This is a genomic window from Melittangium boletus DSM 14713, from assembly GCF_002305855.1.
GTDB classification, from domain to species: Bacteria; Myxococcota; Myxococcia; order Myxococcales; family Myxococcaceae; genus Cystobacter; species Cystobacter boletus.
Map to the genome: position 1 here is coordinate 5,358,243 of NZ_CP022163.1, position 22,522 is coordinate 5,380,764.

The window sequence follows — 22,522 nt, forward strand, 5'->3', positions numbered from 1 at the left end:
GCGCGGCTCAGGTGTCGAGCACGTAGGCGAAGATGAGCGGGGCGACGATGGAGGCGTCGCTCTCCACGATGTACTTCGGCGTGTCGACGCCGAGCTTGCCCCAGGTGATCTTCTCGTTGGGCACCGCGCCCGAGTACGAGCCATAGCTCGTGGTCGAGTCGCTGATCTGGCAGAAGTAGCCCCAGAGTGGCACGCCCGTGCGTTGCAGGTCCTGGTGCAGCATGGGCACCACGCAGATGGGGAAGTCGCCGGCGATGCCGCCGCCAATCTGGAAGAAGCCCACGGACGTCCGGGGCGCCGTCTCCGTGTACCACTGGGCGAGCGTGGTCATGTACTCGATGCCCGTGCGCACCGTGTGCACGTTCTTCACGTCCCCCGAGATGCAGTGGCCCGCGTACATGTTGCCGAGCGTGGAGTCCTCCCAGCCGGGCACCCACATGGGCAGGTTCTTCTCGCACGCCGCGAGCAGCCAGCTGTTCTTGGGGTCGATCTGGTAGCGGTCGCGCAGCTTGCCGCCGCGCAGCACCCGGTAGAAGAACTCGTGGGGGAAGTAGCGCTGGCCGGCCTGATCCGCGGCGACCCACTCCTCCAGCACCGCGGTCTCGATGCGGCGCATGGCCTCCATCTCCGGGATGCACGTGTCCGTCACCCGGTTCATGTGCCGCTCGAGCAGCCCCTGCTCGTCCTTGGGCGTCAGGTCCCGGTAGTTCGGCACGCGCTCGTAGAACTCGTGGGCGACGAGGTTGAACAGATCCTCCTCCAGGTTCGCGCCGGTGCAGCAGATGGCGTGGACCTTGCCTTGCCGGATCATCTCCGCCAGGGAGATGCCCAGCTCCGCGGTGCTCATCGCGCCCGCGAGCGTCACCAGCATCTTCCCGCCGCCCTCCAGGTGGCGCAGGTAGCCCTCGGAGGCATCGACGAGCGCCGCCGCGTTGAAGTGCTTGAAGTGGGTCCGGCAGAAATCCCTGATGTTCATGTACCGCAGCTCCTGACGACGAAGGGTCGGCGTGGGAGCTGTCGCCAAGGCGCACCACACCGAACGCCCTACGGCCCGGGAATGGGCCGCCATCGAGGCGCTGGGTGGCTGTGGACGGCCGGCATATAGACACGTCCGATGTCCGCCGCAACTGGACCGCGAAAGCGGTGAGTTGTCGGGCCTGAGGAACCATGCTACCCATCGCGCTCAGCCACTCGACGGTGCGATGGCGGTGTGCATGAGCACACCGTAGCCCGTTCCTTGGTGGCTATGCTTGTGCATCGCGGAGCGGGTGAGCGGGGCGCGTGTCTCCACGCCAGCGCGTCATCCCCGACCTAATCACACACGGATATCCGCGACGGGTACCTCCTTGGAACGAAGGTGTCCGCGCGAGGGAGAACATCATGGACAAGAAGCCAACCATTCCGCTCGGACAGGCGGTCGCCACGGGAGACACGTCCTTCGTTCCCCCCGCGCCGGCGTCGTTCCCGTCCTTCGATGACGAGGCCCTGGATGGCTGGGGTTTCAAGGATACGAAGTTCGTCGTGCAGCCCAATGGCTCCGTGGTGCTCACCGGCACGCGCTACAACATCAGCAACGTCGAGCTGCCGTCGCTCATGCCGTGGTTCTCCAAGAAGCTGGAGGCTCCGCTCGGATATGACAATCGGAACGAGCCTCAATACCCGCCGCCCGTCCCCGAGGCCCGTCAGGCGCCCGAGCTCGTCGCCGAGCTGCGGACCTTCCTGACGCCCGAGCAGCTCTCCGACGAGCCCACGGTGCGGCTGCGCCGCGGACACGGACACACCGGCGCGGAGATCTGGGCCATCCGCTACGAGCGGCTGGGCCGCGTGCCGGATCTCGTGGTGTTTCCCCGCTCGCACGAGGAGGTGGTGCGCATCACCGACGTGGCCCGGAAGGGGGGCGCGTGTCTCATCCCCTTCGGAGGCGGCACCAACGTCACCGAGGCCCTGCGCCTGTCCGTGCACGAGCAGCGCTTCGTCATCGCCGTGGACATGCGGCACATGAACCGCGTGCTCTGGGTGGATCCGGTCAACCGCATGGCGTGCATCGAGGCGGGCGCCACGGGCCGCCACATCGTGAGCGAGCTGGCGAAGTACGGCCTCACCCTGGGCCATGAGCCGGACAGCTTGGAGTTCTCCACGCTGGGCGGGTGGATCGCCACCAACGCGAGCGGCATGAAGAAGAACCGCTACGGCAACATCGAGGACCTGGTGCTCGACATGCGCGTGGTGACGGCGCACGGCGTGGTGGAGCGGCCGCACGTGGGTCCTCGCGAGAGCATTGGCGCCAACCCGAGGAACTTCATGTTCGGCAGCGAGGGCAACTACGGCATCGTGACGAGCGCCGTGGTGAAGCTCTTCCCGGTCCCCGAGGTGCAGCGCTACGGCAGCGTCCTGTTCCCGGACCTGTCCTCGGGTCTGGCGTTCCTCTACGAGCTGCAGCGCTCGGGCGCGGTGCCCGCGAGCGTGCGCGTCATGGACAGCACGCAGTTCCAGTTCGGCCAGGCGCTCAAGCCGGCCACCACCGGCGCGGCCGCCCAGGCCAAGAGCGCGCTGGAGAAGTTCTTCGTCACGAAGGTGAAGGGCTTCGATCCGGACAAGCTCGCGGTCGCCACGCTCGTGTTCGAGGGCACGCGCGAGGAGGTGGAGTACCAGGAGAAGACGCTGTACCGGATCGCCGAGCGCCATGGCGGCATGAAGGCGGGAGGCACCAACGGCGAGCGGGGCTACCAGCTCACGTTCGGCATCGCCTACATCCGCGATCTCACCTTCTCGCACTGGGCCATCGCCGAGAGCTTCGAGACGAGCGTGCCCTGGAGCCGCGCCATGGAGTTGTACGAGCGCGTGCGCGAGCGCATCCACCGCGAGCACGAACAGCGCAAGCTTCCGGGCAAGCCGTTCTTCACGGGCCGCCTCACCCAGGTCTACCCCAGCGGCATCGCCATGTACTTCTACATGGGCTTCTACACGAAGGGCGTCGAGGATCCGGTGGGGCAGTACGCCGCGCTGGAGCACGCGGCGCGCGAGGAGATCCTGGCCTCGGGCGGCACGCTGTCGCACCACCATGGCATTGGGAAGATCCGCCAGGACTTCATGGGCGACATCTACTCGGAGGGCGCGCTCGCGCTCTCTCGCGAGGTGAAGAAGGCGGTGGACCCGGACAACCTCTTCGGCGCGGCCAATCACGGCGTGCGGGGGCAGGTGGAGCTCGAGTCGAAGGACGCGCCCCGGACGAATACCCGCCGCACGGGGTCCGACTGACCGGCGGCGTCATCGGGGCGGATCGAAGCCTCGATCCGCCCCGTGTCCGAGCGGGCCTCCTCAGTAGGCCCAGACCTCGAGCGAGGACACGCGGTCATTCCACTGCGTGCCCAGGTTGTTGATGCTCTGCGTGACGTACAGCCCAGTGCCTCCCCAGTTGTCGTTCTCCCAGAGGTTCGCCCGGTAGTTGCCGATGACCCGGAGGGAAGACGCGCGGTCATTGAAGCCCCGGCTGTTCAGCTCGTAGGTGGGGCCCGTCAACTGGATGAGGTCACCCTGGTAGTCGGCGTGCTCGTACAGGTAGACGCCGGGCTGGGCGCCATAGCCCCACACCGCGTAGGCATAGTCTCCCTGCCAGCGCATGTAGTGCGCGCCCCACTGCGAATAGGCCCAGTTGTTGAAGCCACCGGGCGTCCGCTTGACCAGGACGGTCCAGTACTGGAACGGGAAGCGCGCCCGCACCTTCGTGGCGAGCTGCGCCGCCCGGTTCTCCGCGGAACCACTCAGGCCGCCAAGCTGACTGTCGACATAGCTCGCGAGGAAGCTCTCGCTGACCGCGCTGTCGCTCGACAACGTGTTGAACGCCACGTGGCTGTAGCCATCCACCCAGTCCGACTGCCGGTACAGCCCATAGTGCGTCGTGGAATAGCCCCAGTTGTCGCCTCCCGGGGTCCCCGACACGATGACATGCCAATACATGCCGGGCAGCTTGCCCTCCACGAAGGTCCTGGCCTCGATGAGCCGATCCCTCGCCTTGTCATCGCCGTCGCCGTGAAGGCCATAGGAGATGTTGTTGAAGACGGTCGAGAAGTCTCCGCCGATGGCGGACGCGCTCGTGGCCAGGCGGAAGTTGTGGGCGATGATGGCGTCAATCAATCCCGCGCCCGGGAAGTCCATCATCAGCACGCCGGTGCGCTGCACGTTGCTCCCCATCAGGTAGTGCAGGGCCTGCTCGTTGACGTCGTCCGCGATGCCAGCGGGAGTTCCCCCCGCGCCCGCGGCGCTCAGGAAGTTGAGATACAGCGCGTTGGTGTCGCCGGTGTTGGTCGTCACGAGGTGGTTGCGCACCAGGTTCCACTTCGTCGTGGTGTTGGTCTCCTCCCACGCGTCCTGCAGGCGGATGCTGTTCCAGTTGATGCCGTGGTCTCCTCCCTCGAAGTCATCGAGGATGACGATCTTGCCGCGCGCCTCTCCCAGCGTCGGCACGTGCGTGCCCCGCCAGATGTAGGGGCTGTAGGCCGCCTGGTCGCGGTACCACTCGAAGGTCGCGGCGAAGGAGCGGGTGTTGCCCTCCTCGGTGTGCTCCTTCTTCACGCGCATCAGGACGGTTTCAGTGGGGTTGTCCTTCAGGAACTGCACCGTGGTGCCCAACACGTAATCGAAGTTGGTCATCAGGTGGTACGCGCCGTGGTGGATGGTGAAGCGATCCCCGATGTGGCGCGCGCGGATGTCCACGGCTCGCACACCCGCGTCGAGCTGCGGGCGGAGGTTCAGTCCCTGGGTGAGGATCCACGCGCGCTCGAAGACGGTCACGTACCATTCCGTCTCATCGGCCATGGTGTCATGGGTGCCTGGAATGGAGAGCGCCGAGACCTTCGTGGCGTTGGGCAGCCAGCGCATCCAGTTGGGGTGCTGGGTGGGGATGCTCGTCGCGTCGTTGAAATACCGGCCATGCGCGGCGGCGAAGGGCGCTGGCAGGAGCAAGGCCAGCAGGAGGGCCAGCGCGCCGCGCTGAATCCGGAAGGGGTTGTTCAATGGCTTCATGCGTTCTCCAGAATGAGGGTGCACCCGTGAAGACAGTCCAGGACAGGCGTGTCCTGGACTCATGGAGTATCACGGTTTATTCCGGAAAAACCGTGAAGGCCGGATGTATGCTGGTTCGGATCACACCAGTCCGGAGCCGAAGGCGCTCGACAGGTAGGCGCGCGCCTCGGTGATGGACTCGTCGATGATGCGCGCCGCCTCGAGCGCGTCCTGGGGCTCGTGGGCCGCCTGCACCTGGAGCCGGAAGCGCGAGGAGCCCGTCGGCGTCACCGGGAACTCCACCATGAACGCGAGGACGCCCCGGTCGAACAGCCGCCGGTTGGCGATGCGCGCCAGCTTCTCGTTCCCAATGAGCAGGGGAACGATGGGCGAGGGGGAACCCATGCATGTCAGGCCGCGCCGGGTGAGTTCATCGCGCAGGGCGTGGATGGCCTTGAACAGCCGCCCGCGCAGCACCTCGCCCTCGGGCGAGCGGAGGATCCGCGTGGCCTCGAGCACCACCGCCGTCTGCACGGGAGACAGGGCGTTGGAGAACATGTGCGAGCCGCCGAACATCTTCACGTACTGTTTGACCGCCGCCGAGCGCGAGGCCAGGAAGCCGCCATTGGACGAGAACGTCTTGGAGAAGGCGCCCATCACCAGGTCCACCTTGCCCAGCAACTCCTGCATGCCGAGCACGCCCGTTCCGCCGGGGCCCATGGCGCCCAGGTCGTGCGCCACGTCCACCAGCAGGGTGGCATCGTACTGACGGCAGATGTCCTGCAAGGTGACGAGGTCCGGCCAGTCGGCGTCCACGGAGAACAGGCCATCGGTCACCACGAGGATGCCGTTGCGTGAGTCTCGCGAGCGGATGTCCTGGAGGTGTTGGCGCACCGCCTCGATGTTGAGGTGTTCGTAGCGGATGACGTTCCGGGTGGCCGCGCGCGCGCCCTGTTGCAGGCAGGCGTGCGCCAGCCGGTCGATGACGACGTAATCCTCCTGGCGCACCAGCCCCACCATCGCGCCGAAGCCCGCCCCCCATCCGGTGGGGAACAGGGTGAGGTGTTCCATCTTCAGGAGATCGCCCAGCTCCGCCTCCAGCGCGTCGGAGATGCGCGTGTTGCCGAGCACCATGGGCGAGCCGGCGCTATGGGGGCCGTAATCGTGCAGGGCCCGGGCCGCCGCTTCCCGGATGGCGGGGTGGGCGTTGAAGGACAGGTAGTCCTGGGAGTTGAAGTTGATGCCCTGGGTGCGGCGGCCCACGTCATTGGTGATGGTGGCGATGCTGCCCGGCGAGGCCTCCAGCACCCGGGAGTATTGCCAGGTCTCGGTCCGGCGGCGGGCTTCCACCCAGCCGTGGAACTCCTCGGTGCGCTGCATCAGGTTGCGGCCCACGGGCCGGTAGAAGTCATAGGCGTTCTTGTCGAGCGCGTAGGTCTCGTCCGGATCGGCGTCGCGGCGCAGGTGCGCGGGCCGCCACATCTCCTCCAGGTCCACGCGGACCTGGGGCAGCTCCTGGCGCAGGAAGCCCCAGAGGGCCCGCACCGCGCCGTCCTCGTCGGACGCGGAGGGGGGGCCTTCCCCGAGCGCCGTCATCGACTCCCAGGGGATGTGGCTGGCCCAGTTGCGCATCATCTCGGAGACTTCCCGCGCGGCCGCTCCCAGTTCGGTGGCGCACCGCCTCAGGGTTTCCCGGGCATCGGGGGTGGCGAGGACTTCCTCGAGGGAGCGTCCCTTCATGCCGCGGGTGGCCTCGTCGGCCGCTCCCAGGATGGCGCCAATGAGTTCATCGTCCTCGCGGGGTTGGATGGGCATGGGATTCATGGGCTCAGGCGGCGAACAGGTTGTTCAGGTACTGGCGGGAGGTGGACTCGAAGTTCTCGAAGATGGCGTGTCCGCGCGAGGACTCCTTCGCGGCGTCATTGATCAGGTACAGATTGGAGGCCTGGAAGAACTCGGACACCGGGGCGATGTCCGCATGGGTGGCGATGAAGCGGTTGCTCTCCTCCTGATTGCCTCGCAGGGACACGAAGAGCTGGAGCTCGTCGTGCCGCAGGGGCTTCATCTCGGCGAGGGTGCAGACATAGTCGTAGTAGGCGGCGGCCGACTGGCTCCGGCGCCGGGCCTCGTAATGCTTGAGCGCTTCATCCAGGGGCTGGCGCCCGGAGAGCCACCCGTCGAGCGCCGACGCCGCCAGCTCCGCGTCCCGGAAGGCATGCGTCATCCCCGTGGCGGTGCATTGATCCTTGAAACTGCCCGCGTCCCCCACCAACACCCAGCCGGGCCCGTGCAGGGGCCGCAGGAAGGCCGCCTGATCCAGCGTCCCATACAGACGCTCCTCCCGCTGGCCCTGGGTGCGGACCCGCTCGCCGAACTCCGGACTCACGAAGTCCAGCGCGCGCTGGAAGTTGCCGGGGATGTCCCGGCGGAATGCCTCGGACCACTCGCTGGGGCCGAAGACCAACGTCATGTTCTGCCCGAAGTTGGTGGGGACGATCGCCGCGCCCATCCGTCCCCGGCGCAGCAGGTGCGCCCGTCCCGCGTCGAAACCGGAGAAATAGCCCCAGTAGGCGAAGGTGCACTTGAGGCGTTCATCGAACCTGGGCAGCTTGAGCGTCCGGGCGACGAAGGAGTTGCGTCCATCCGCGCCGATGACGATGCGCGCCCGCTCCTCCACCCGCGTGCCCTCCCGGGTCCGGCCCCGGATGCCCACCACGCGGCTCCCCTCGGTGAGCAGCTCCTCGACGGCGAAGCCCTCGCGGACCTCCACTCCGGACTCCCCGGCGGCGTCGACGAGGTGCTTGTCCAACACGCGGCGCCGGACCGAGCAGTAGCGCCTCACCACGCCCGAGTCATCGCCGTGCAATTGCTGGAAGTACTGGCGCAGCAACTCCTCCGGAATGCCCCCGGTCAGGGGAATGCCGTCGTGCTCCAGCGTCAGCTCCGTATATGACGGCGTGGTGGCGAGCACCCGGTCCAACAACCCCCACCGGTTCAGATACGAGGTTCCATGGGGCCAGAGGAAGTGCGTGGAAATGACATCACTGGGAAAGGTGGAGCGATCCACCATCAGCACCCGGTGCCCCTTGCGTGCCAGCAACATCGCCGTGGCCGCGCCCGCGCACCGGCCACCGATAACGATTGCATCAAACATGTTTTGTTGTTCTTTCTCGTTTTTTCAGAATAGCGGGTTTCGGAATGTAGGCGATGGGTGTCGCGACTGTCCAGGGCCCGCCCCCTTGCCTGGGGAGAAGCGCTGCTCAAGGCCGTGCCGCTCTTTTCCTCAATCCCACACAGCGCGCCTCGCCGGTGGATGTCTGCGATAGCGTGGAGGCGCACTCCGAGCGATGAAGGCTTCACTCGAAGCCCGTTCGCTCCTCTTCTTCCCGGCCCGCTGCATCTCCCCCTTCAGACTTCATCCGATTTTGAACACACTCGCCGCGGGCTGTTCCGCTGAGGGAGTCCTCCTGACGCGCACCCGGCATCGACATGGCGAGCACACCTGAGCCGAACCGCATCGTTCCTGGATCATCCAAGCCGCCAGCGCCGGAGGGCCGCCGACGAAAGCTGCATACCTGGATCACCCCCGTCCTGGACTGGTTCCTCGGGGAGCGCCTGAAGAAGGCGGCGGGCCCCCTGAAGCTTCATCGCCAGCGCGCGATGGTCGGTGCCTCGCTGTTCTCCTTGTTGTTCGCGGCGCTGTACCTGGTGCTCGTGCCTTTCACACCCGCCCAGATTCCCACGCTCACCTCGAGCGCGTTCTACCTGGGGATATTGCTCCTGGCGCGCACGGGCCGCTCCCTCGCCCTTCCGGCGACGCTCCTCTGTGTGTTCGTGACGGCGGGATTCCTGGTGGCCGTCTTCATCGGAGACCATCCCGAGGGCGGGTTCCACGCCGCGGGCGTGTTGATTCCCTGCTTCGCGGTGTACCTGGTGGGGTCCCGGGTGAGCTTTTTCATCACGAGCTTCCTCGTCGTCGCCTTGGGGCTCGCTCATCCGCTCTACCGCGCGTACTTCACGTCCTACTCCAGCCTCATTCCCTTCCGCGAGTTCGCGGTCATGCACTGCACCGCGGCCATCTCCATTCTGGGCGCCTGGGTGCTGAGCACCTTGCACAGCATCTCGCGTGACTCGGCCCAGGAAGCACTCGAGCGGACGCTGAGCTCCTTGCGCGAGAGCGAGGGCAAGCTGCTCGCGCTCGTCGAGAGCACCGATGACCTGGTGTTCTCGGTGGACGCGCGCAAGGATGTCATCACCTCCAACGAGGCGATGCGCCGGATCTACCTGCGCTACCACGGGCGGGAGCTCGTTGCCGGGCAGCGGTTCCTGCTCGGGACCGAGCCGGAATACCAGGCGCGTTGGTACCCGCTGCTCGACAGGGTGCTCGCGGGCGAGCGTCTGCGGTTCGAGGCGGAGTACACGCGGGAGGACATGCACCTCGTCCTGGATATCTCCATGAACCCCTCCCTCGGCGCGGAGGGGCGGGTGACGGGAGTGACCTTCTTCGGGCGGGACATCACGGCGCGCAAGCTGGCGGAGGCGCGGCTGGGGGAGGTGTACCGCGAGCTGGTGGATGTCTCCCGCTACGCGGGCATGGCGGAGATCGCCACGGGGGTGCTGCACAACGTGGGCAACACCCTCAACAGCGTCAACATCTCGGCGGGCATCCTGAATGATCAACTGCGCCACTCACGCGTCTCTGGCCTGCACAAGACCGCCGACCTGTTGCGGGAGCATGCTCCGGACTTCGCCACCTTCCTCTCCACGGATCCTCGTGGCCAGCGGATTCCGGGCTACCTCATCGCCCTGTCGGAGGAGCTGGAGAAGGAGCGCGAGTCGCTGCGCAAGGAAGTGGGCTCGCTGACCGAGAGCGTCGAGCACATCAAGTCCATCGTGAGCATGCAGCAGCAGCACGCGCGCGCCGCCGGCGTGGTGGAGCGGTTGCCGGTGCCCCAGCTCATCGAGGAGGCCCTGCGCCTGCACGCGGTGTCGTTCGAGCGCCATGGCATCCGGATTCTCCGCGAGTACGCCGATGTGCCTCCCATCCTGGTGGACCGGCACAACCTCCTGCAGATCCTCATCAACCTGCTGAGCAATGCCCGGCATGCGCTGCTGGAGAGCCACACGCCGGACAAGTGTCTGAACATCCGCATCCGGCCGAGCGCGGGGGGAGACCAGCTCATCATCGAGTTCATCGACAATGGCGTGGGCATCTCTCCAGAGCACCTGGCGCGTCTCTTCTCCCAGGGGTTCACGACGAAGAAGAGCGGGCATGGCTTCGGGTTGCACAGCAGCGCGCTGGCGGCTACGCGGATGAGCGGAAGCCTCACCTGCGCGAGCGCCGGGGTGGCCCAGGGCGCCACCTTCACGCTCACGCTGCCAGTGACGGGCCCCGCCGAGGACGAGTCACCTCCGCCGGCGCGCGTGGGGACCTGAGGCGCTTCACGGGAGGATGGCGAAGGCGCGCGCCGGGAAGCCCAGCCCGTTCTCCACCTTGGGCCACGTCGCCACGATGAGGGCGCCGGTGGGCGGCACCTCGTCCAGGTGGGCCATGACCTCGAGCTGGTAGCGGCCCTGTCCCAGCAGCCACTTCTCCGCGTCCAGCGTCGGCGTGCTGTCGGTGTCGAGCGACTCATGCCCGATGGCCGTGACGTGCCGCTTCTCGACGAGGAACTGAACGGCCGCCAGCGACCAGGCGGGGAAGGGGTGGCGCTTGAAGCGCTCGGGGTTGCCCCAGTCCTTGGACATGTCCGTGCGCAGCGCGGCGAAGGCGCCCTTGGGCACGCGGCCGTGCTTCTTCTCCCACTCCAGGATGTCCTGCACGGTGAGCGCGTGGTGGGGGTCCTTGCCGAGCAGGGGGGTGATGTCGAAGACCACCAGCGGGAGGATCATCTCCTGGAGCGGGATGCGATCCATGGTGAGCCCGTTCGCGTGGAAGTGCGCGGGCGGATCCACGTGGGTGCCGTACTGGCCCACCATGGAATAGAAGGTCGTCCGGAAGCCGTCCTGCTCCAGGGTGTAGGGCCGGTAGGTCTTCGGGTCCGACGCGGTGGTGAAGCTGGCCTGGCCAAAGCCCTGCCACACCGGGGTGGTGGGGCTGAAGCCGTGGGTGAGGTCGACGAGCTTGCGGGTGGAGATGACCTTGTAGGCATCGGCCAGGCTCATTCCATCCGCGTGCGCGGCCGGGGTGCCCAGGAGCATGGGCATCACGAGCAGGGGGAGGGCCAAGGCCTTCTTGAATGGACGACGGAACACGGACATGGATGCCTCGCTGGGGAAAGCATCCAGGTTAGTCCATGCGCTGGGGCTCCTGGGCCGGTTGATAGGGCAGCTCCAGGATGAACGTGGCTCCGTGCCCGGGACCGTCGCTATGGACCGTGAGCGAGCCGCCCAGTTCCTGGGCCGCCAGGGCGCTGGAGTGCAGGCCGAAACCGTGCCCCTTCTCGCGCGTGGTGAAGCCGTATTGGAAGAGGCGGGCATGCAGCTCCGGCGCGATGCCCACTCCGTTGTCGCCGACCTCCAGGCGGAAGCGATCGGCGGAGGGCGTCCCCAACCGCACCGTCACGCGGCGCTCGTCCGCGGGCACCGTGTCCAGGGCGTGCCGGGCGTTGCTGATCAGGTTGACCAGGATCATCAGCAGCTTGTGCTTGTCGGTCAGCACGGGGGGCAGCTCGGCCAGGTGCTTCTCCACCTTCACCCGGTGGCGGCCGAGTCCGGCGGAGTCGATGCGCAGGGCATCCTCCACCAGCTCCTTCAGGAGGACCGGCTCGTGCAGCCGGGGCATCCGGGCGTAGTTCTGTTGCACCCTGACGATGTCGTCGATGTGCTCGGTGTAGCGGTCGACGTCGTCGAGCAGCGAGCGGATGTGCTGGCGTTCCTCCATCAGGTTCTGCCCGAGCTTCTCCATGAAGGGGATGAGGAACTGGCCCCGCTCATCCCGGGCGAGGAAGGCGGCGAGGTCGTCCTGGTGCTCCCGCAGCAGCAGCGCCACGCGGCCCACCTGTTCGAACCGGGTCTGGGCCATGCGCTCCTTGGCGAGCTGGGCGGAGGAACGGACGCTGTTGAGCACGTTGCCCACGTTGTGCAGCACGTTGGTGGCGATCTCCGCCATTCCCTCCTGGCGGGCCGACTCCACGAGCCGCCGATGGATGTCCTTCAGCTCGCGGGTGCGCTCCGCGACGCGCTGCTCCAGCAGCTCGTTGGACTGACGCAGCTCCTCCTCGCGCCGCTGGACCTGGTCGGCCATGAGCCGGAAGGCGCTGGCGAGCTGCCCCAGTTCGTCGCCCCGGGACGTGTCCAGCTCGACGCGGAACTCCCCGGCCGCCACCCGGCCCGTCGCCTGGGTGAAGGCCAGCAGCGGGCGGGTGATCTGCTGCCGGAGCACCCAGTACATGATCGCCAGCTCCAGCAGCAGCGAGCCCACGCCGAACAGCAGCACGTAGCGCGCCGACTGGAGGGCGGGCCGGGACACCACGCTCTCGGGGAGCACCGTGACGAAATTCCAACCGGGGCCCTCGAGCCGTGCATGGGCGAGGTATTCGCCATCCTCCGGGAGCTCCACCACCGTCTGGCCCTGGGGGGCATCCCTCAGCCGCTCGAACATCCGCCGCAGGTGAAGCCATTGCGCCTTGGTGCCGGGGGCGTCGACGGCGGGGTCCCCGGTGTCATGAGGGGTGGCGGAGACCAGTTCGGGATGGACGATGGGCTGGCCCGCGTCGCCGAGGATCATGTTGTACGCGCCGGGCAGGTGGTTGTGGCTGGCGCGGGCCATCAACTCCTCCAGCAGCACGTCATGGACGAACGTCGCCACATGGTCGCCGTCGAGGTCCAACGGCGTGGAGACCGAGACCATCCGATTCTGGGTGACCGGATCCGAGTAGATGTCGCACCAGACCGTCCGCCGCGAGGCGTTTTCCGCGGGCAGGCTCCGGACGAAGAAGTCGAAGGAGACGACGGAGTGGTCGGTCTCGGCGTCCTGGCACCACGAGGGACGCTCTGGCCAGTAGAGCACGAGCACGCCTTCCGGGAGCACGATGTACGTGTTCGTGAAGCGCGTGTGGAAGGCGGGCCCGTACTGGGTGAGCACGTCATACGAGGCCAGGATGCGCTGGCGCAGCTCGGCATCGAGCACCAGGCCGCCGGGAATGAAGACGCCCGGCATTCGCGTGCCGTCGAAGGACTCGGGGCGGTTGCGGACGGTGCCGTCGGGCAACCGGACGAAGAGGCTGGCGAAGCGTGCGCTCCCGTCCTCGTGACGCGAGTCCTCGAGCCTCTCCCTCAGGGCCTTCTGGAGGACGAGGTGGTTGTCCTCCGCGAGCAGGAAGATGCCCTCCTCGCGCTGACTGCGCTCCAAGACGTAGCGCTCCAGCCGCACGAGGTTCTCGGTGCGCACGGTGCTCAGCACGTGGAGGTAGCTGAGGAGCGTGGTCAACGCGATGACACCGGCGATGCGCACGCCCATCTTCAACAGGGTCGCGCGGGACAGGGAGGCGTGCGAGCGGGAGTGGATGGACATGTCGCGAGCTGTCCGAGGCGGAGCGCTTCCTCAGGAACTACACGAGAGCGCCGAGCATCCTGGCTTCGAGCGTGCCCAGTCCGGACGCCGGGCCGCGTAGGCCTCGCGCCCTGGTTGCTCGTCGAAGGGCCGCCGCATCACCTCGAGCAGGTCGAGCACCTTCGAGTCGTCGCCCGCGTGCGCGGCGTCGATGGCCTCCTGGGCGAGCCAGTTGCGCAACACGTACTTCGGATTCACCGCGTTCATGCGCCGCGCCAGCTCCGTGGGCGCCACCTCTTCCCGCCGCGTGCGATGCCACCACGCCTTCAGCCACTCCAGGCCCCGGGCCAGGTGCGCTTCGGGGACCTGTCCGTAGAAGGCCTCGCGCAGGGCCTCGGGCCACGCGCGGGGGGCCTCCGGTGTGGCCACCACCTGGGAGAGCCCGCGGAAGAAGAGCGTCATGTCCGTCTCCTCGGCGGCGAGCCACGCGAAGCAGTCCCGCACCCGCTCGGCGTCTCCCTCCAGGTCCAGGGAGGACAGGCCGAGCTTCGCCGCGAAGCGCCGCGTCGACTCGGCCTCGAAGGTGCGCTGATACTCGAGCAGGCCCTCCTCGAGCGGTGCTTCGTCATTCTCGAAGAGCGGCAGGAGCGCGACGCCCAACCGCTCGACGTTCCACATGCCGATGCCCGGCTGGTTACCGAACCGGTAGCGGCGCCGCTCGGCATCCGTGGTGTTGGGCGTCCATCCGGGGTTGAAGTCATCGACCCAGCCGTAGGGCCCGTAGTCGATGGTGAGGCCGAGAATCGACATGTTGTCGGTGTTCATCACGCCGTGCACGAAGCCCACCGCCTGCCAATGCGCGATGAGCCGCGCGGTGCGGCGCGCCACCTCGGCGAAGAAGGCGCCGTAGGTCTCCTTCGAGGGAGTGCCGAGCTCCGGGAAGAAGTGCGTCAGCGTGTAGCCGGCCAGTTGCCTCAGCAGCGCCACGTCGTCCCGGCTGGTGCACAGCTCGAAATTGCCGAAGCGCAGGAAGCTCGGCGCCACCCGGCACACGATGGCGCCGGGTTCGGCCTCCGGGTTTCCGTCATAGAACATGTCCCGGATGACCGCGTCCCCGGTGGCGACCAGCGACAGGGCCCGGGTGGTGGGCACCCCCAGGTGGTGCATGGCCTCGCTGCACAGGAACTCGCGGATCGACGAGCGCAGCACCGCCCGCCCGTCCGCGCGGCGCGAGTACGGGGTGGGCCCCGCTCCTTTGAGCTGCAACTCGTGGTGCGTGCCGTCCGGGGCCACCCACTCTCCCAGGACGATGGCGCGCCCGTCACCCAGCTGACCCGCCCAATTGCCGAACTGGTGTCCGCCATAGTTGGCCGCGTACGGCACCATCCCTGGCCACAGGGCATTGCCCGACAGCACGCGCAGGGACTCGGCGGAGCGCATGGTCTCCTCGTCGAGCCCCAACAGCGCCATCACCTCGGAGGAGAAGGCCACGAGCCGGGGTGCCGGTACCGGCGTGGGCTGGACCTTCGACCAGAGGGCGCCGTGGACCTGGCGCGGACGGCGATCGGTGTGCGGGTCTCCGGGAGTCGAGTCGACGAAGCGGGAAGTGAACCGGGGCATGGCCCATGGATGTCGGGATGCGGACTCCAATGCAAGGGGGGGCCGCTTCGTCGCCCGCCTGCTGCTCAGCGCGCGGCGAACACGAGGGCCATCGCGATGGCCGCCGGCACCGTCTGCACGTAGAGGATGCGCTTGCTGACGGTGGCCGCTCCGACCAGGCCCGCGACCATGACGCACCCGAGGAAGAAGACCTTGAACTGGAAGCCGATGGGGTCCGCGGCGATGAGGCCCCAGATGAGGCCCGCCGCGAGGAAGCCATTGTAGAGGCCCTGGTTGGCGGCGAGCGACGCCGAGCGCGCGGCGAAGTCCGGGTCCAGCTTGAAGACCTTCATCCCCAGGGGCTTCGTCCAGAGGAAGGCCTCCAGCACCACGATGTAGACATGGATGGCGGCGACCAGTCCCACGAACAACAGAGCGAGCGGGTTCATCACGGTTTCCTTCATGTGCGCCCGGCGCATCCCCTCGGGGGCCAGGTCCGTTGGAAAATCAAACTGGGTGTACCCTAGCACGTGGGTTTGATTTTCCAACTCATTTGTTAGGATGAAGGCATGCCGAAGAAGGAGGGCGGCCCGCGGGAGTGCCCGCTGGCCTCCGCATTGGAAGTGGTGGGGGAGAGGTGGTCCCTGCTCGTGCTGCGCGAGGTCTTCTATGGTGTGCGGCGCTTCGAGGGCATCGCGCAGAACACGGGAGCGCCGCGGGACGTGCTCACCGCGCGTCTGCGCAAGTTGTCGGAGTGCGGGGTGCTGCGCCGGGTGCAGTACTCGGAGCGCCCGGCGCGCAGCGAGTACCATCTCACCGAGGCGGGCATGGAACTGGCGCCCACGCTCATCACCCTGTTGGCATGGGGGCGCAAGTGGGCCTCGGAGCGGCCTCTCCCGTCGGCGCCCTTCGTCCATGTCTGCGGGGCTCCGCTCCAGGCGGCGTTGACCTGCCTGGCCTGTGGTGGGCGCGTCACGGGCGCGGATGTGTCGCTCGACCCCTCGCGCGTGAAGCCCCCGGAGACGGGGACGGGAGAGGACCCGGAGCGGGCCGAGGGTCCTCCGCGGGGGGGACGGAGCCCCTGAGGGCCCCGGCCCGGTTCACCAGTAGCTGGACTCGGAGGAGCTGCCCCGACGGATGCCGATGCCACCGTCCGAGCCCAGTGCGTCCGTGTGCTGGAGGTTCGCCAGGGCGAGCGCGTCGCGCGCCTCCTGGGTCTGCACGTCGGGCCGGTTCTTGACGATGAGCATGCCGCCGGTGCCCTGCTCGTGCTTGGCCTTGTTGACGGCCTTCTCGAGCTGCGCCTTGGACAGCCAGTACTCGCCGTTGACGGGATCCTTCACGCGGTAGAGGTCATCCGCCGCGTGGGCGCTCTTGCCCTTGTTGACGCCGTCGATGGTGATCCAGTGCAGCGAGCCCTTCTCGTCCGGGGAGGTCGCCTTGGCGCCCGGGGGGCGGGGCAGGGCGCTGGAGTCCACCAGGGCCATGCCGAACTGGCCCTTGCTGATGGCCTCGTCCATGGCGTCGGTGTCGTAGTCACCGAAGCCCCGGACGACCTCCTTGCCGCCCTGGCCCATCAACACGCCCATCTCGCGCGCGGTCGTGTCTTCCGTCAGGTCGACCACCACCTGCTCGCGCAGCGCCTCGTTGCGGTTGCTGCTCTCGGCGGCGCGCTCGACGTTGTCGAGGAGCTGCTCGTTGGAGGCACAGGGGTCCGTGGCGCCGAAGATGGACGCCGCCGTCGCCTTGCCACAGGTGGTCTCCGTGGGCTGGGCCACGGTCTTCGCGTCACTGGAGAACCCCTGGCTGGTCTTGGCCTCGGCCGCGTCGTTGACGGGCGGGCACGCGTCGTCGGCGGAGGGGATGAACGAGTCGCGCAGGTGCTCCGGCAGGACGGAGGGCCGCGGAGGAGGTGGGGCGGCCTGCTCGGCTACCCGGGGATGCTCTTCGTTCCGGGGCGCGACCTGTTGAGGAGGCCAGCGCGAGGACGGGACGTTCGAATGGATGGGGATACCCATGGGCGGCTCCTCGTCGGTAATAAGGTGCATGGGGGCAAGACATCGCCCTGGAGTGGTTATCGCGAACAGCCGCTGGAAAGTTTCCTCATCCTCCCAAAAAATCGAAAACCATTAGACTCCCGCCGAGTCCATGTCCAAGAGCGATGACAGGCAGGTCGGCTCCGTCGAGCCGGATGAGGAGAAGACGGAAGCCGCTGCCCCGCCCCCTCCCCGCTCCGCGCGCAGTGGTGCCTCTTCGTCGAACACCGGCGAGTCGGCGGGACGGAATTCACGGCGGCCGCCGCCGGACCGTCAGGTGGGCCGCTTCATTCCCCTCAAGGTGTTGGGCCAGGGCGGCATGGGCGTGGTGTACGCGGCCTATGATCCGGATCTGGACCGCAAGGTGGCCCTCAAGCTGTTGCTGGTGAAGGACGAGGGCACGGACCTGCAGGCGGGCAAGGCCCGGCTGATGCGCGAGGCCCAGGCCATGGCCCGGGTGTCCCACCCCCACGTCATCCCCGTCTTCGAGGTGGGCACCTGGGGCGATCAGGTGTTCGTGGCCATGGAGCTGGTGGAGGGGGGCACGCTGCGCGAATGGTCGCAGGCGCGGCCGCGCTCCTGGCGCGAGGTGTTGGAGAAGTACCTCGCCGCGGGACAGGGGCTGGCGGCCGCGCACGCCGCGGGGCTCGTGCACCGCGATTTCAAGCCCGCCAACGTGCTGGTGGGCCACAACGGCCGCGTCTACGTCACCGACTTCGGCCTGGCGCGCCAGGTGGCCCCGCCCGAGCAGGCGCGGCTTCCCTCCGAGGAGGACACGCTGCCGCCCGAGAGCGTGGGGGCGTCCGCCCTGGCCGGGTCGCTCACCCTGTCGGGCGTGGTGCTCGGAACGCCTCGTTATATGTCGCCGGAGCAGTTCCGGGGGGACGCGCTGGACGCGCGCTCGGACCAGTTCAGCTTCTGCGCGGCGCTGTACATGGGGCTCTACGGCTCACGCCCGTTCGAGCCGGAGCGCATGTCCCGCGCCGCGCGGCACTCCTCCCGGGCGCTCTCGGGTCCGCCCTCGGGGGGAGCCGGGAGCCGCCCCCTGCATGCGCAGGCCACCGCCTCCATCATCCAGGAGCCTCCCCGGGACGCGAAGGTGCCCGCCTGGGTGCGGCGCGCCGTGATGCGGGGGTTGTCGCTGGAGCCGTCCGAGCGCTTCGACTCCATGGAGGCGCTGCTGACGGCGCTGTCCCAGGAGCAACGGCTGGCGCGGCGGCGGCGATGGCTGGGCGCCGCGGCCCTGGGGACCCTGGCGCTGACGGCGGCGGGGGGCGCGGTGGTCTGGCGCTCGAGGGTGTGCGCGGGCGGCGAGCGGCTCATGTCCGAGGTGTGGGGCGGGTCCGCGCATGACCAGGTGCGTGCCTCCTTCCTGAAGAGCGGGGGTCCCCTGGCCGAGCAGATGTTCCAGCGCGCCGCTGGCGTGCTCGATGGCTACGCGTCCTCGTGGACCCGACAGCACACCGAGGCCTGCGAGGCCACGCGCCTGCGCGGGGAGCGCTCGGAGCTGCTCTGGTCCCAGCAGGTGGTGTGTCTGGAGCGCCGCCGCGAGGACATGCGGGCGCTCGTGAAGGTGCTGGGCGCGGCGGACCGCAAGGGCGTGGAGAAGTCGCTGGACGCGGTGTACGCGCTGTCCTCACCCGAGGATTGCGCGAACCTGGAGGCGCTGGCCGAGCTCCAGCCCCGGCCCGCGGACCCCACCCGGCGCGCACAATTGGAGTCGCTGGAGGCGCGGCTGGGCGAGGTCAAGGCCTTGCTCGACGTGAGCCACTACCCCGAGGCCTTGGCCCAGGCCCGACAGCTCGCGCCCCAGGTGGAGGCCACGGGCTACCTTCCCCTGATGGCGGAGCAGCGCTTCCATGAGGGGTGGCTCCAGGCCCTGCTGGGCGAGAAGCAGGAGGGGGCCCGGTTGCTGGAGCAGGCCGTCTACGACGCCACGACGGGGCGCGCGGACCGCCTGGAGGTGTCCATCCTCAACAAGCTGCTCTACGTGACGGGCGAGCGGAAACACTACGAGGACGCGGAGCGTTGGGCCCGGTTGGGCGAGGCCACGGTGCGCAGGCTCGGCGGTGACGCGGTGCTGGAGAGCGACCTGTTGGCCAATCGCGCCAACGTGGCCCTCATGCGAGGCAAGCCCGAGCTGGCCGTCCCCCTGATGGAGAAGGCGAGCTCGCTGCTCGAGGGATTGCCGCCGGGGCATCCCAAGCGGGCGCGCATGACGTTCAACCATGGGCGGGCCCTGCTGGAGCTGGGCGAGACGGAGCGGGCGGTGGCCATCCTGAAGGAGGCGCTGCGTCAGACGGAAGCCGCGGTGGGTCCCCAGCACCTGGACACGGCGCGGCGCCACCAGGCGCTCGCGATGGCGCTGATGGACCAGAAGCACTTCGAGGAAGGGCTGACGCATGCGCGCGCCTCGGCCGCCGGCTTCCAGTCCCTGGGCGAGGTGGACCCCATTCCCCTGTCCGAGGCGCTGGACATGGAAGGCATGTGCTTCCTGGGGCTCAAACGATACGAGGAGGCGCTGCGGGTCTACCAGGAGGCGCTGAGCCTCAAGCAGCGGAAGCTGGCTCCCGACGACGAGCTGCTCCAGTACTCCCATGATGGGGTGGGTCAGGCGTTGCTCGGGCTGGGCCGTACGCGCGAGGCCGTCTCCGTGCTGCGGCGGGCCCTCGCCTTCACCTCCGCCCCGGACGAGGTGTTGGCCGACACGGGCTTCGCCCTGGCGAACGCGTTGTGGAAGGAGGGCCAGGGCCGGGAGGCCCGCGTCGAGGCGGCCCGTGCCCAGGAGCGCTTCACCCAGGCGGGCAAGAGCCAGCGCGCCGCCGAGGTCCAGGCCTGGATGACCGCGCTCGCGCCGTGACCTGGCGCTTTCGTTTGGGGGAGCCCCCCGGCATAGTGGGGCGAGAGGGGGGCGTTGTACCGTCCAGTACCGCCGCGACCATGAGTACCGAGATTCGTCCAGCCGCCTCGCCCGATGAGCCCCAGGCGCCATGTCCGCCCACGTGTGCCAGCGTGCTCGTCGCGGACGATGACGAGGCGAGCCGCTACATGCTCGAGCGGGCGCTCGGCTCCCTCGGCCAGCGGATCGTCCTGGTGGAAACGGGCGAGGAGGCCCTGGAGCTGGCGGCCCAGCAGGACTTCGCCGCCATCGTGCTGGACATCGGGCTGCCGGGCGCCAGTGGCTTCGAGGTGGCCCGGGCCCTCAAGCGCCAGGAGCGCAGCCAGCACACGCCCCTGCTCTTCGTCACCGGGCAGCAGTATACGGAAGCGCTCGTCACCCAGGCCTATGCCACGGGGGCCTCGGATCTCCTCACCAAGCCGTTCAACCCCGACGTGCTCAACACCAAGCTGCGCGTCTTCGTGGACCTGTACCTGCAGCGTCAGCACCTGGAGGCGCAGCGGCGGGAGTTGCTCGCGCGCACGCGGGCGCTGGAGGAGAGCCGCCACTCCCTGTCCGAGTCGCGCGAGAGCCTGGGACGCACCAGCGCCGAGCACGCCCGGTTGCACGCCCTCTTCTCGCAGGCGCCCCTGGCCATCGCCATCCTCCGGGGTCCGAGGCTCATGATCGAGCTGGCCAACCCCCTGGCGTGCCGCATCTGGGGCCGCCCCCTGGAGGAGCTGCTCGGCCGGTCCTTCCTCGAGGCGCCGCCGAGTCCGGACGCCGCGGTCGCGATCCCCATTCTCCAGCGGGTGTTCGACACCGGGATCGCCTACGTGGGCAAGGAGCTGCCCCTGCGTCTCGTGCGCTACGAGGAGGGGGCTCCCGAGGACACGTATTTCAGCCTCGTCTACGAGCCCATGCGCGATGGCGAGGGCCGCGTCGAGGGCATCATCGCCGTGGCCTCGGAGGTGACCGATGGCGTGCGGGCCCGCCGCCGCGCCGAGTCGGTGCAGGCCGAGCTGGAGGCCATCTTCGAGAGCATCCCCGACGCGGCCTACGTGGGCGATCTCTCGGGCATCAAACGCGCCAACCGCAAGGCCCTGGACATGTTGGGCTATTCGGACATGGAGGACTTGAATGTCCACATCTCCGAGCTGGCCTCCCGGGTGCGGGTGCGCCAGGCGGACACGGGCGAGCTCGTGCCCCCGGAGCATACGGGCTTCGTCCGGGCACTCGCGGGCGAGTCGGAGGCGCGCGACTACCTCGTCTACAACGCGGCCCTGGCGCGCGACGTGCGCGTGCGCTCGGCGGCCAATCCCGTGAGGATCGGGGGCAAGGTGGCCGCCGCCGTCGTCGTCAACACGGACATCACCGAGCGCCACGCCGTCGAGGAGTCCCTGCGCCGCAGCGAGGAGGAGCTGCGCACGCTGGCGGACTCCATTCCCCAGGCGGTGTGGACCACCTCCGCGGATGGCGCGCTCACCTACGCCAACAGCGCCATGGTGCACTACACCGGTCTGCGGCTCGAGGAACTGCTGGGCACGGGCTTCCTGCGGATGATCTCCCCGGACACGCGGGAGCAGGCCACCGGGCTGATGGCACGCTACCTGGGCGAGGGCGAGCCCTATGAGTGCGAGATGTGCTGGCTCCGCCTGGATGGCGCCATGCGCTGGCACCTCGTGCGGGTGGTGCCGCTCAAGTCCTCCTCGGGGATGGTGATGCGGTGGCTGGGCACGGCGACGGACGTGCACGACCTGCGGCAGTCCCAGTCCGAGACCCAGCGGCGCGCCGACTTCGAGCAGCAGCTCATCGGCATCGTCAGCCACGATCTGCGCAACCCCCTGAGCGCCATCCTCCTGGGGGTGACCGCCCTGGCGCGCCGCGAGGGGCTGGATGACAGGAGCCGCAAATCCCTCCTGCGCATCCAGTCCAGCGCCGAGCGCGCCGTGCGGATGATCCGCGATCTGCTCGACTTCACCCAGGCGCGGCTCGGGGGCGGCATTCCCCTCAAGCGCCAGCGCGCGGACCTGCACCTGGTGACCCGGAGCGTGCTGGAGGAAGTGGAGGCGACCAACCCCGGCCGCGAGGTGGTGACCCGGTATTCCGGAGACGGCCAGGGCGAGTGGGACGCGGATCGCATCGCGCAGGTGATCCAGAACCTGGTCACCAACGCCCTCAAGTACAGCCCCCCCGATACCCAGGTGCGCGTGGAAGCGGTGGGCGAGGACGGCGGGGTGACGCTGTCCGTGCACAACCTGGGCGAGCCCATCCCCAGCGAGCGGGGCGGGAGCCTCTTCGAGCCCCTGCAGCGCGCCACCGCCGATGTGGACCAGGCGGGGCGCAGCGTGGGCCTGGGTCTGTACATCGTGGATCAGATCGTCCGCGCGCATGGGGGCTCGGTCTCGATGCGCTCCAGCGCCTCGGAGGGCACCTCCTTCATCGTGAAATTGCCGCGCGCCACCGACTCCTCGTCGCGTTGAGGCTTGCTTCCCGCCCGGGGGCGGTGGGAAG

At 68.5% G+C, this 22,522-nt stretch carries 14 protein-coding genes; 5 read left to right on the plus strand and 9 right to left on the minus strand.

The window, feature by feature from the left end:
- Positions 1 to 7 precede the first annotated feature (7 nt).
- Positions 8 to 976 carry a deoxyhypusine synthase family protein gene (locus tag MEBOL_RS22590; protein ID WP_095979393.1) on the minus strand — a complete coding sequence of 323 codons (969 nt, stop codon included), beginning with the start codon at positions 974 to 976 and terminating at the stop codon, positions 8 to 10.
- Positions 977 to 1,380: 404 nt separating this feature from the next.
- On the opposite strand from MEBOL_RS22590, the gene MEBOL_RS22595 reads away from it, so the two are divergent.
- The gene (locus tag MEBOL_RS22595; protein WP_095979394.1) at positions 1,381 to 3,258 is read left to right on the plus strand and encodes an FAD-binding oxidoreductase; all 1,878 of its coding nucleotides are present in this window, start codon (positions 1,381 to 1,383) and stop codon (positions 3,256 to 3,258) included.
- Positions 3,259 to 3,318: 60 nt separating this feature from the next.
- On the opposite strand, the gene MEBOL_RS22600 is transcribed toward MEBOL_RS22595, so the two are convergent.
- The 3 genes from MEBOL_RS22600 to MEBOL_RS22610 all read right to left on the minus strand — a co-directional run bounded on the left by MEBOL_RS22600 (position 3,319) and on the right by MEBOL_RS22610 (position 8,155).
- On the minus strand, positions 3,319 to 5,022 hold the full coding sequence (locus tag MEBOL_RS22600; RefSeq protein ID WP_095979395.1) for a phosphatidylinositol-specific phospholipase C domain-containing protein: 1,704 nt from the start codon (positions 5,020 to 5,022) through the stop codon (positions 3,319 to 3,321).
- A gap of 120 nt (positions 5,023 to 5,142) precedes the next feature.
- The gene (locus MEBOL_RS22605; protein WP_245918746.1) at positions 5,143 to 6,816 is read right to left on the minus strand and encodes an aminotransferase class I/II-fold pyridoxal phosphate-dependent enzyme; all 1,674 of its coding nucleotides are present in this window, start codon (positions 6,814 to 6,816) and stop codon (positions 5,143 to 5,145) included.
- Between the two features lie 13 nt (positions 6,817 to 6,829).
- Positions 6,830 to 8,155, minus strand: coding sequence for an NAD(P)/FAD-dependent oxidoreductase (locus tag MEBOL_RS22610; RefSeq protein WP_095979396.1), 1,326 nt, complete (start codon positions 8,153 to 8,155; stop codon positions 6,830 to 6,832).
- A gap of 335 nt (positions 8,156 to 8,490) precedes the next feature.
- Here MEBOL_RS22610 and MEBOL_RS22615 point away from each other — a divergent pair, with 335 nt between their 5' ends.
- Entirely contained in the window at positions 8,491 to 10,437 is a 1,947-nt protein-coding gene (locus tag MEBOL_RS22615; protein ID WP_095979397.1) for a sensor histidine kinase, read from the plus strand.
- 6 nt (positions 10,438 to 10,443) lie between these two features.
- On the opposite strand, the gene MEBOL_RS22620 is transcribed toward MEBOL_RS22615, so the two are convergent.
- From MEBOL_RS22620 to MEBOL_RS22635, 4 genes are all read right to left on the minus strand, one after another.
- The gene (locus MEBOL_RS22620) at positions 10,444 to 11,262 is read right to left on the minus strand and encodes a cyclase family protein (protein ID WP_095979398.1); all 819 of its coding nucleotides are present in this window, start codon (positions 11,260 to 11,262) and stop codon (positions 10,444 to 10,446) included.
- Positions 11,263 to 11,290: 28 nt separating this feature from the next.
- Entirely contained in the window at positions 11,291 to 13,516 is a 2,226-nt protein-coding gene (locus tag MEBOL_RS22625; protein WP_245918748.1) for an ATP-binding protein, read from the minus strand.
- 30 nt (positions 13,517 to 13,546) lie between these two features.
- Positions 13,547 to 15,115, minus strand: a complete 1,569-nt coding sequence (locus MEBOL_RS22630) for a protein adenylyltransferase SelO (protein WP_095979399.1) — start codon at positions 15,113 to 15,115, stop codon at positions 13,547 to 13,549.
- A gap of 65 nt (positions 15,116 to 15,180) precedes the next feature.
- The gene (locus MEBOL_RS22635) at positions 15,181 to 15,543 is read right to left on the minus strand and encodes a DUF1304 domain-containing protein (RefSeq protein ID WP_095979400.1); all 363 of its coding nucleotides are present in this window, start codon (positions 15,541 to 15,543) and stop codon (positions 15,181 to 15,183) included.
- 120 nt (positions 15,544 to 15,663) lie between these two features.
- Between MEBOL_RS22635 and MEBOL_RS22640 the strand changes: the two genes are divergently transcribed.
- Complete coding sequence (locus tag MEBOL_RS22640; protein WP_095979401.1) at positions 15,664 to 16,179, plus strand: winged helix-turn-helix transcriptional regulator; 516 nt, start codon at positions 15,664 to 15,666, stop codon at positions 16,177 to 16,179.
- Between the two features lie 15 nt (positions 16,180 to 16,194).
- Here MEBOL_RS22640 and MEBOL_RS22645 read toward each other — a convergent pair whose 3' ends face one another.
- Entirely contained in the window at positions 16,195 to 17,112 is a 918-nt protein-coding gene (locus MEBOL_RS22645; protein WP_095979402.1) for a hypothetical protein, read from the minus strand.
- 130 nt (positions 17,113 to 17,242) lie between these two features.
- Here MEBOL_RS22645 and MEBOL_RS43740 point away from each other — a divergent pair, with 130 nt between their 5' ends.
- Both MEBOL_RS43740 and MEBOL_RS22655 read left to right on the plus strand, forming a co-directional pair.
- Positions 17,243 to 19,990: a tetratricopeptide repeat-containing serine/threonine-protein kinase gene (locus tag MEBOL_RS43740; protein ID WP_095979403.1), complete on the plus strand. Its 2,748-nt coding sequence runs from the start codon at positions 17,243 to 17,245 to the stop codon at positions 19,988 to 19,990.
- 80 nt (positions 19,991 to 20,070) lie between these two features.
- Positions 20,071 to 22,491, plus strand: a complete 2,421-nt coding sequence (locus MEBOL_RS22655; RefSeq protein WP_095979404.1) for a PAS domain-containing protein — start codon at positions 20,071 to 20,073, stop codon at positions 22,489 to 22,491.
- The last annotated feature ends 31 nt before the right edge of the window (positions 22,492 to 22,522 follow it).

What these genes read in the sequence shown, in the direction of transcription:
- MEBOL_RS22655 (WP_095979404.1), top strand. Translation starts at nt 20,071, where the DNA reads ATGAGTACCGAGATTCGTCCAGCCGCCTCGCCCGATGAGCCCCAGGCG.
- MEBOL_RS22620 (WP_095979398.1), bottom strand. Translation starts at nt 11,262, where the DNA reads ATGTCCGTGTTCCGTCGTCCATTCAAGAAGGCCTTGGCCCTCCCCCTG.
- MEBOL_RS22615 (WP_095979397.1), top strand. Translation starts at nt 8,491, where the DNA reads ATGGCGAGCACACCTGAGCCGAACCGCATCGTTCCTGGATCATCCAAG.
- MEBOL_RS22595 (WP_095979394.1), top strand. Translation starts at nt 1,381, where the DNA reads ATGGACAAGAAGCCAACCATTCCGCTCGGACAGGCGGTCGCCACGGGA.
- MEBOL_RS43740 (WP_095979403.1), top strand. Translation starts at nt 17,243, where the DNA reads ATGTCCAAGAGCGATGACAGGCAGGTCGGCTCCGTCGAGCCGGATGAG.
- MEBOL_RS22600 (WP_095979395.1), bottom strand. Translation starts at nt 5,022, where the DNA reads ATGAAGCCATTGAACAACCCCTTCCGGATTCAGCGCGGCGCGCTGGCC.
- MEBOL_RS22625 (WP_245918748.1), bottom strand. Translation starts at nt 13,516, where the DNA reads ATGTCCATCCACTCCCGCTCGCACGCCTCCCTGTCCCGCGCGACCCTG.
- MEBOL_RS22640 (WP_095979401.1), top strand. Translation starts at nt 15,664, where the DNA reads ATGCCGAAGAAGGAGGGCGGCCCGCGGGAGTGCCCGCTGGCCTCCGCA.
- MEBOL_RS22610 (WP_095979396.1), bottom strand. Translation starts at nt 8,155, where the DNA reads ATGTTTGATGCAATCGTTATCGGTGGCCGGTGCGCGGGCGCGGCCACG.
- MEBOL_RS22645 (WP_095979402.1), bottom strand. Translation starts at nt 17,112, where the DNA reads ATGGGTATCCCCATCCATTCGAACGTCCCGTCCTCGCGCTGGCCTCCT.
- MEBOL_RS22605 (WP_245918746.1), bottom strand. Translation starts at nt 6,816, where the DNA reads ATGCCCATCCAACCCCGCGAGGACGATGAACTCATTGGCGCCATCCTG.
- MEBOL_RS22635 (WP_095979400.1), bottom strand. Translation starts at nt 15,543, where the DNA reads ATGAACCCGCTCGCTCTGTTGTTCGTGGGACTGGTCGCCGCCATCCAT.
- MEBOL_RS22630 (WP_095979399.1), bottom strand. Translation starts at nt 15,115, where the DNA reads ATGCCCCGGTTCACTTCCCGCTTCGTCGACTCGACTCCCGGAGACCCG.
- MEBOL_RS22590 (WP_095979393.1), bottom strand. Translation starts at nt 976, where the DNA reads ATGAACATCAGGGATTTCTGCCGGACCCACTTCAAGCACTTCAACGCG.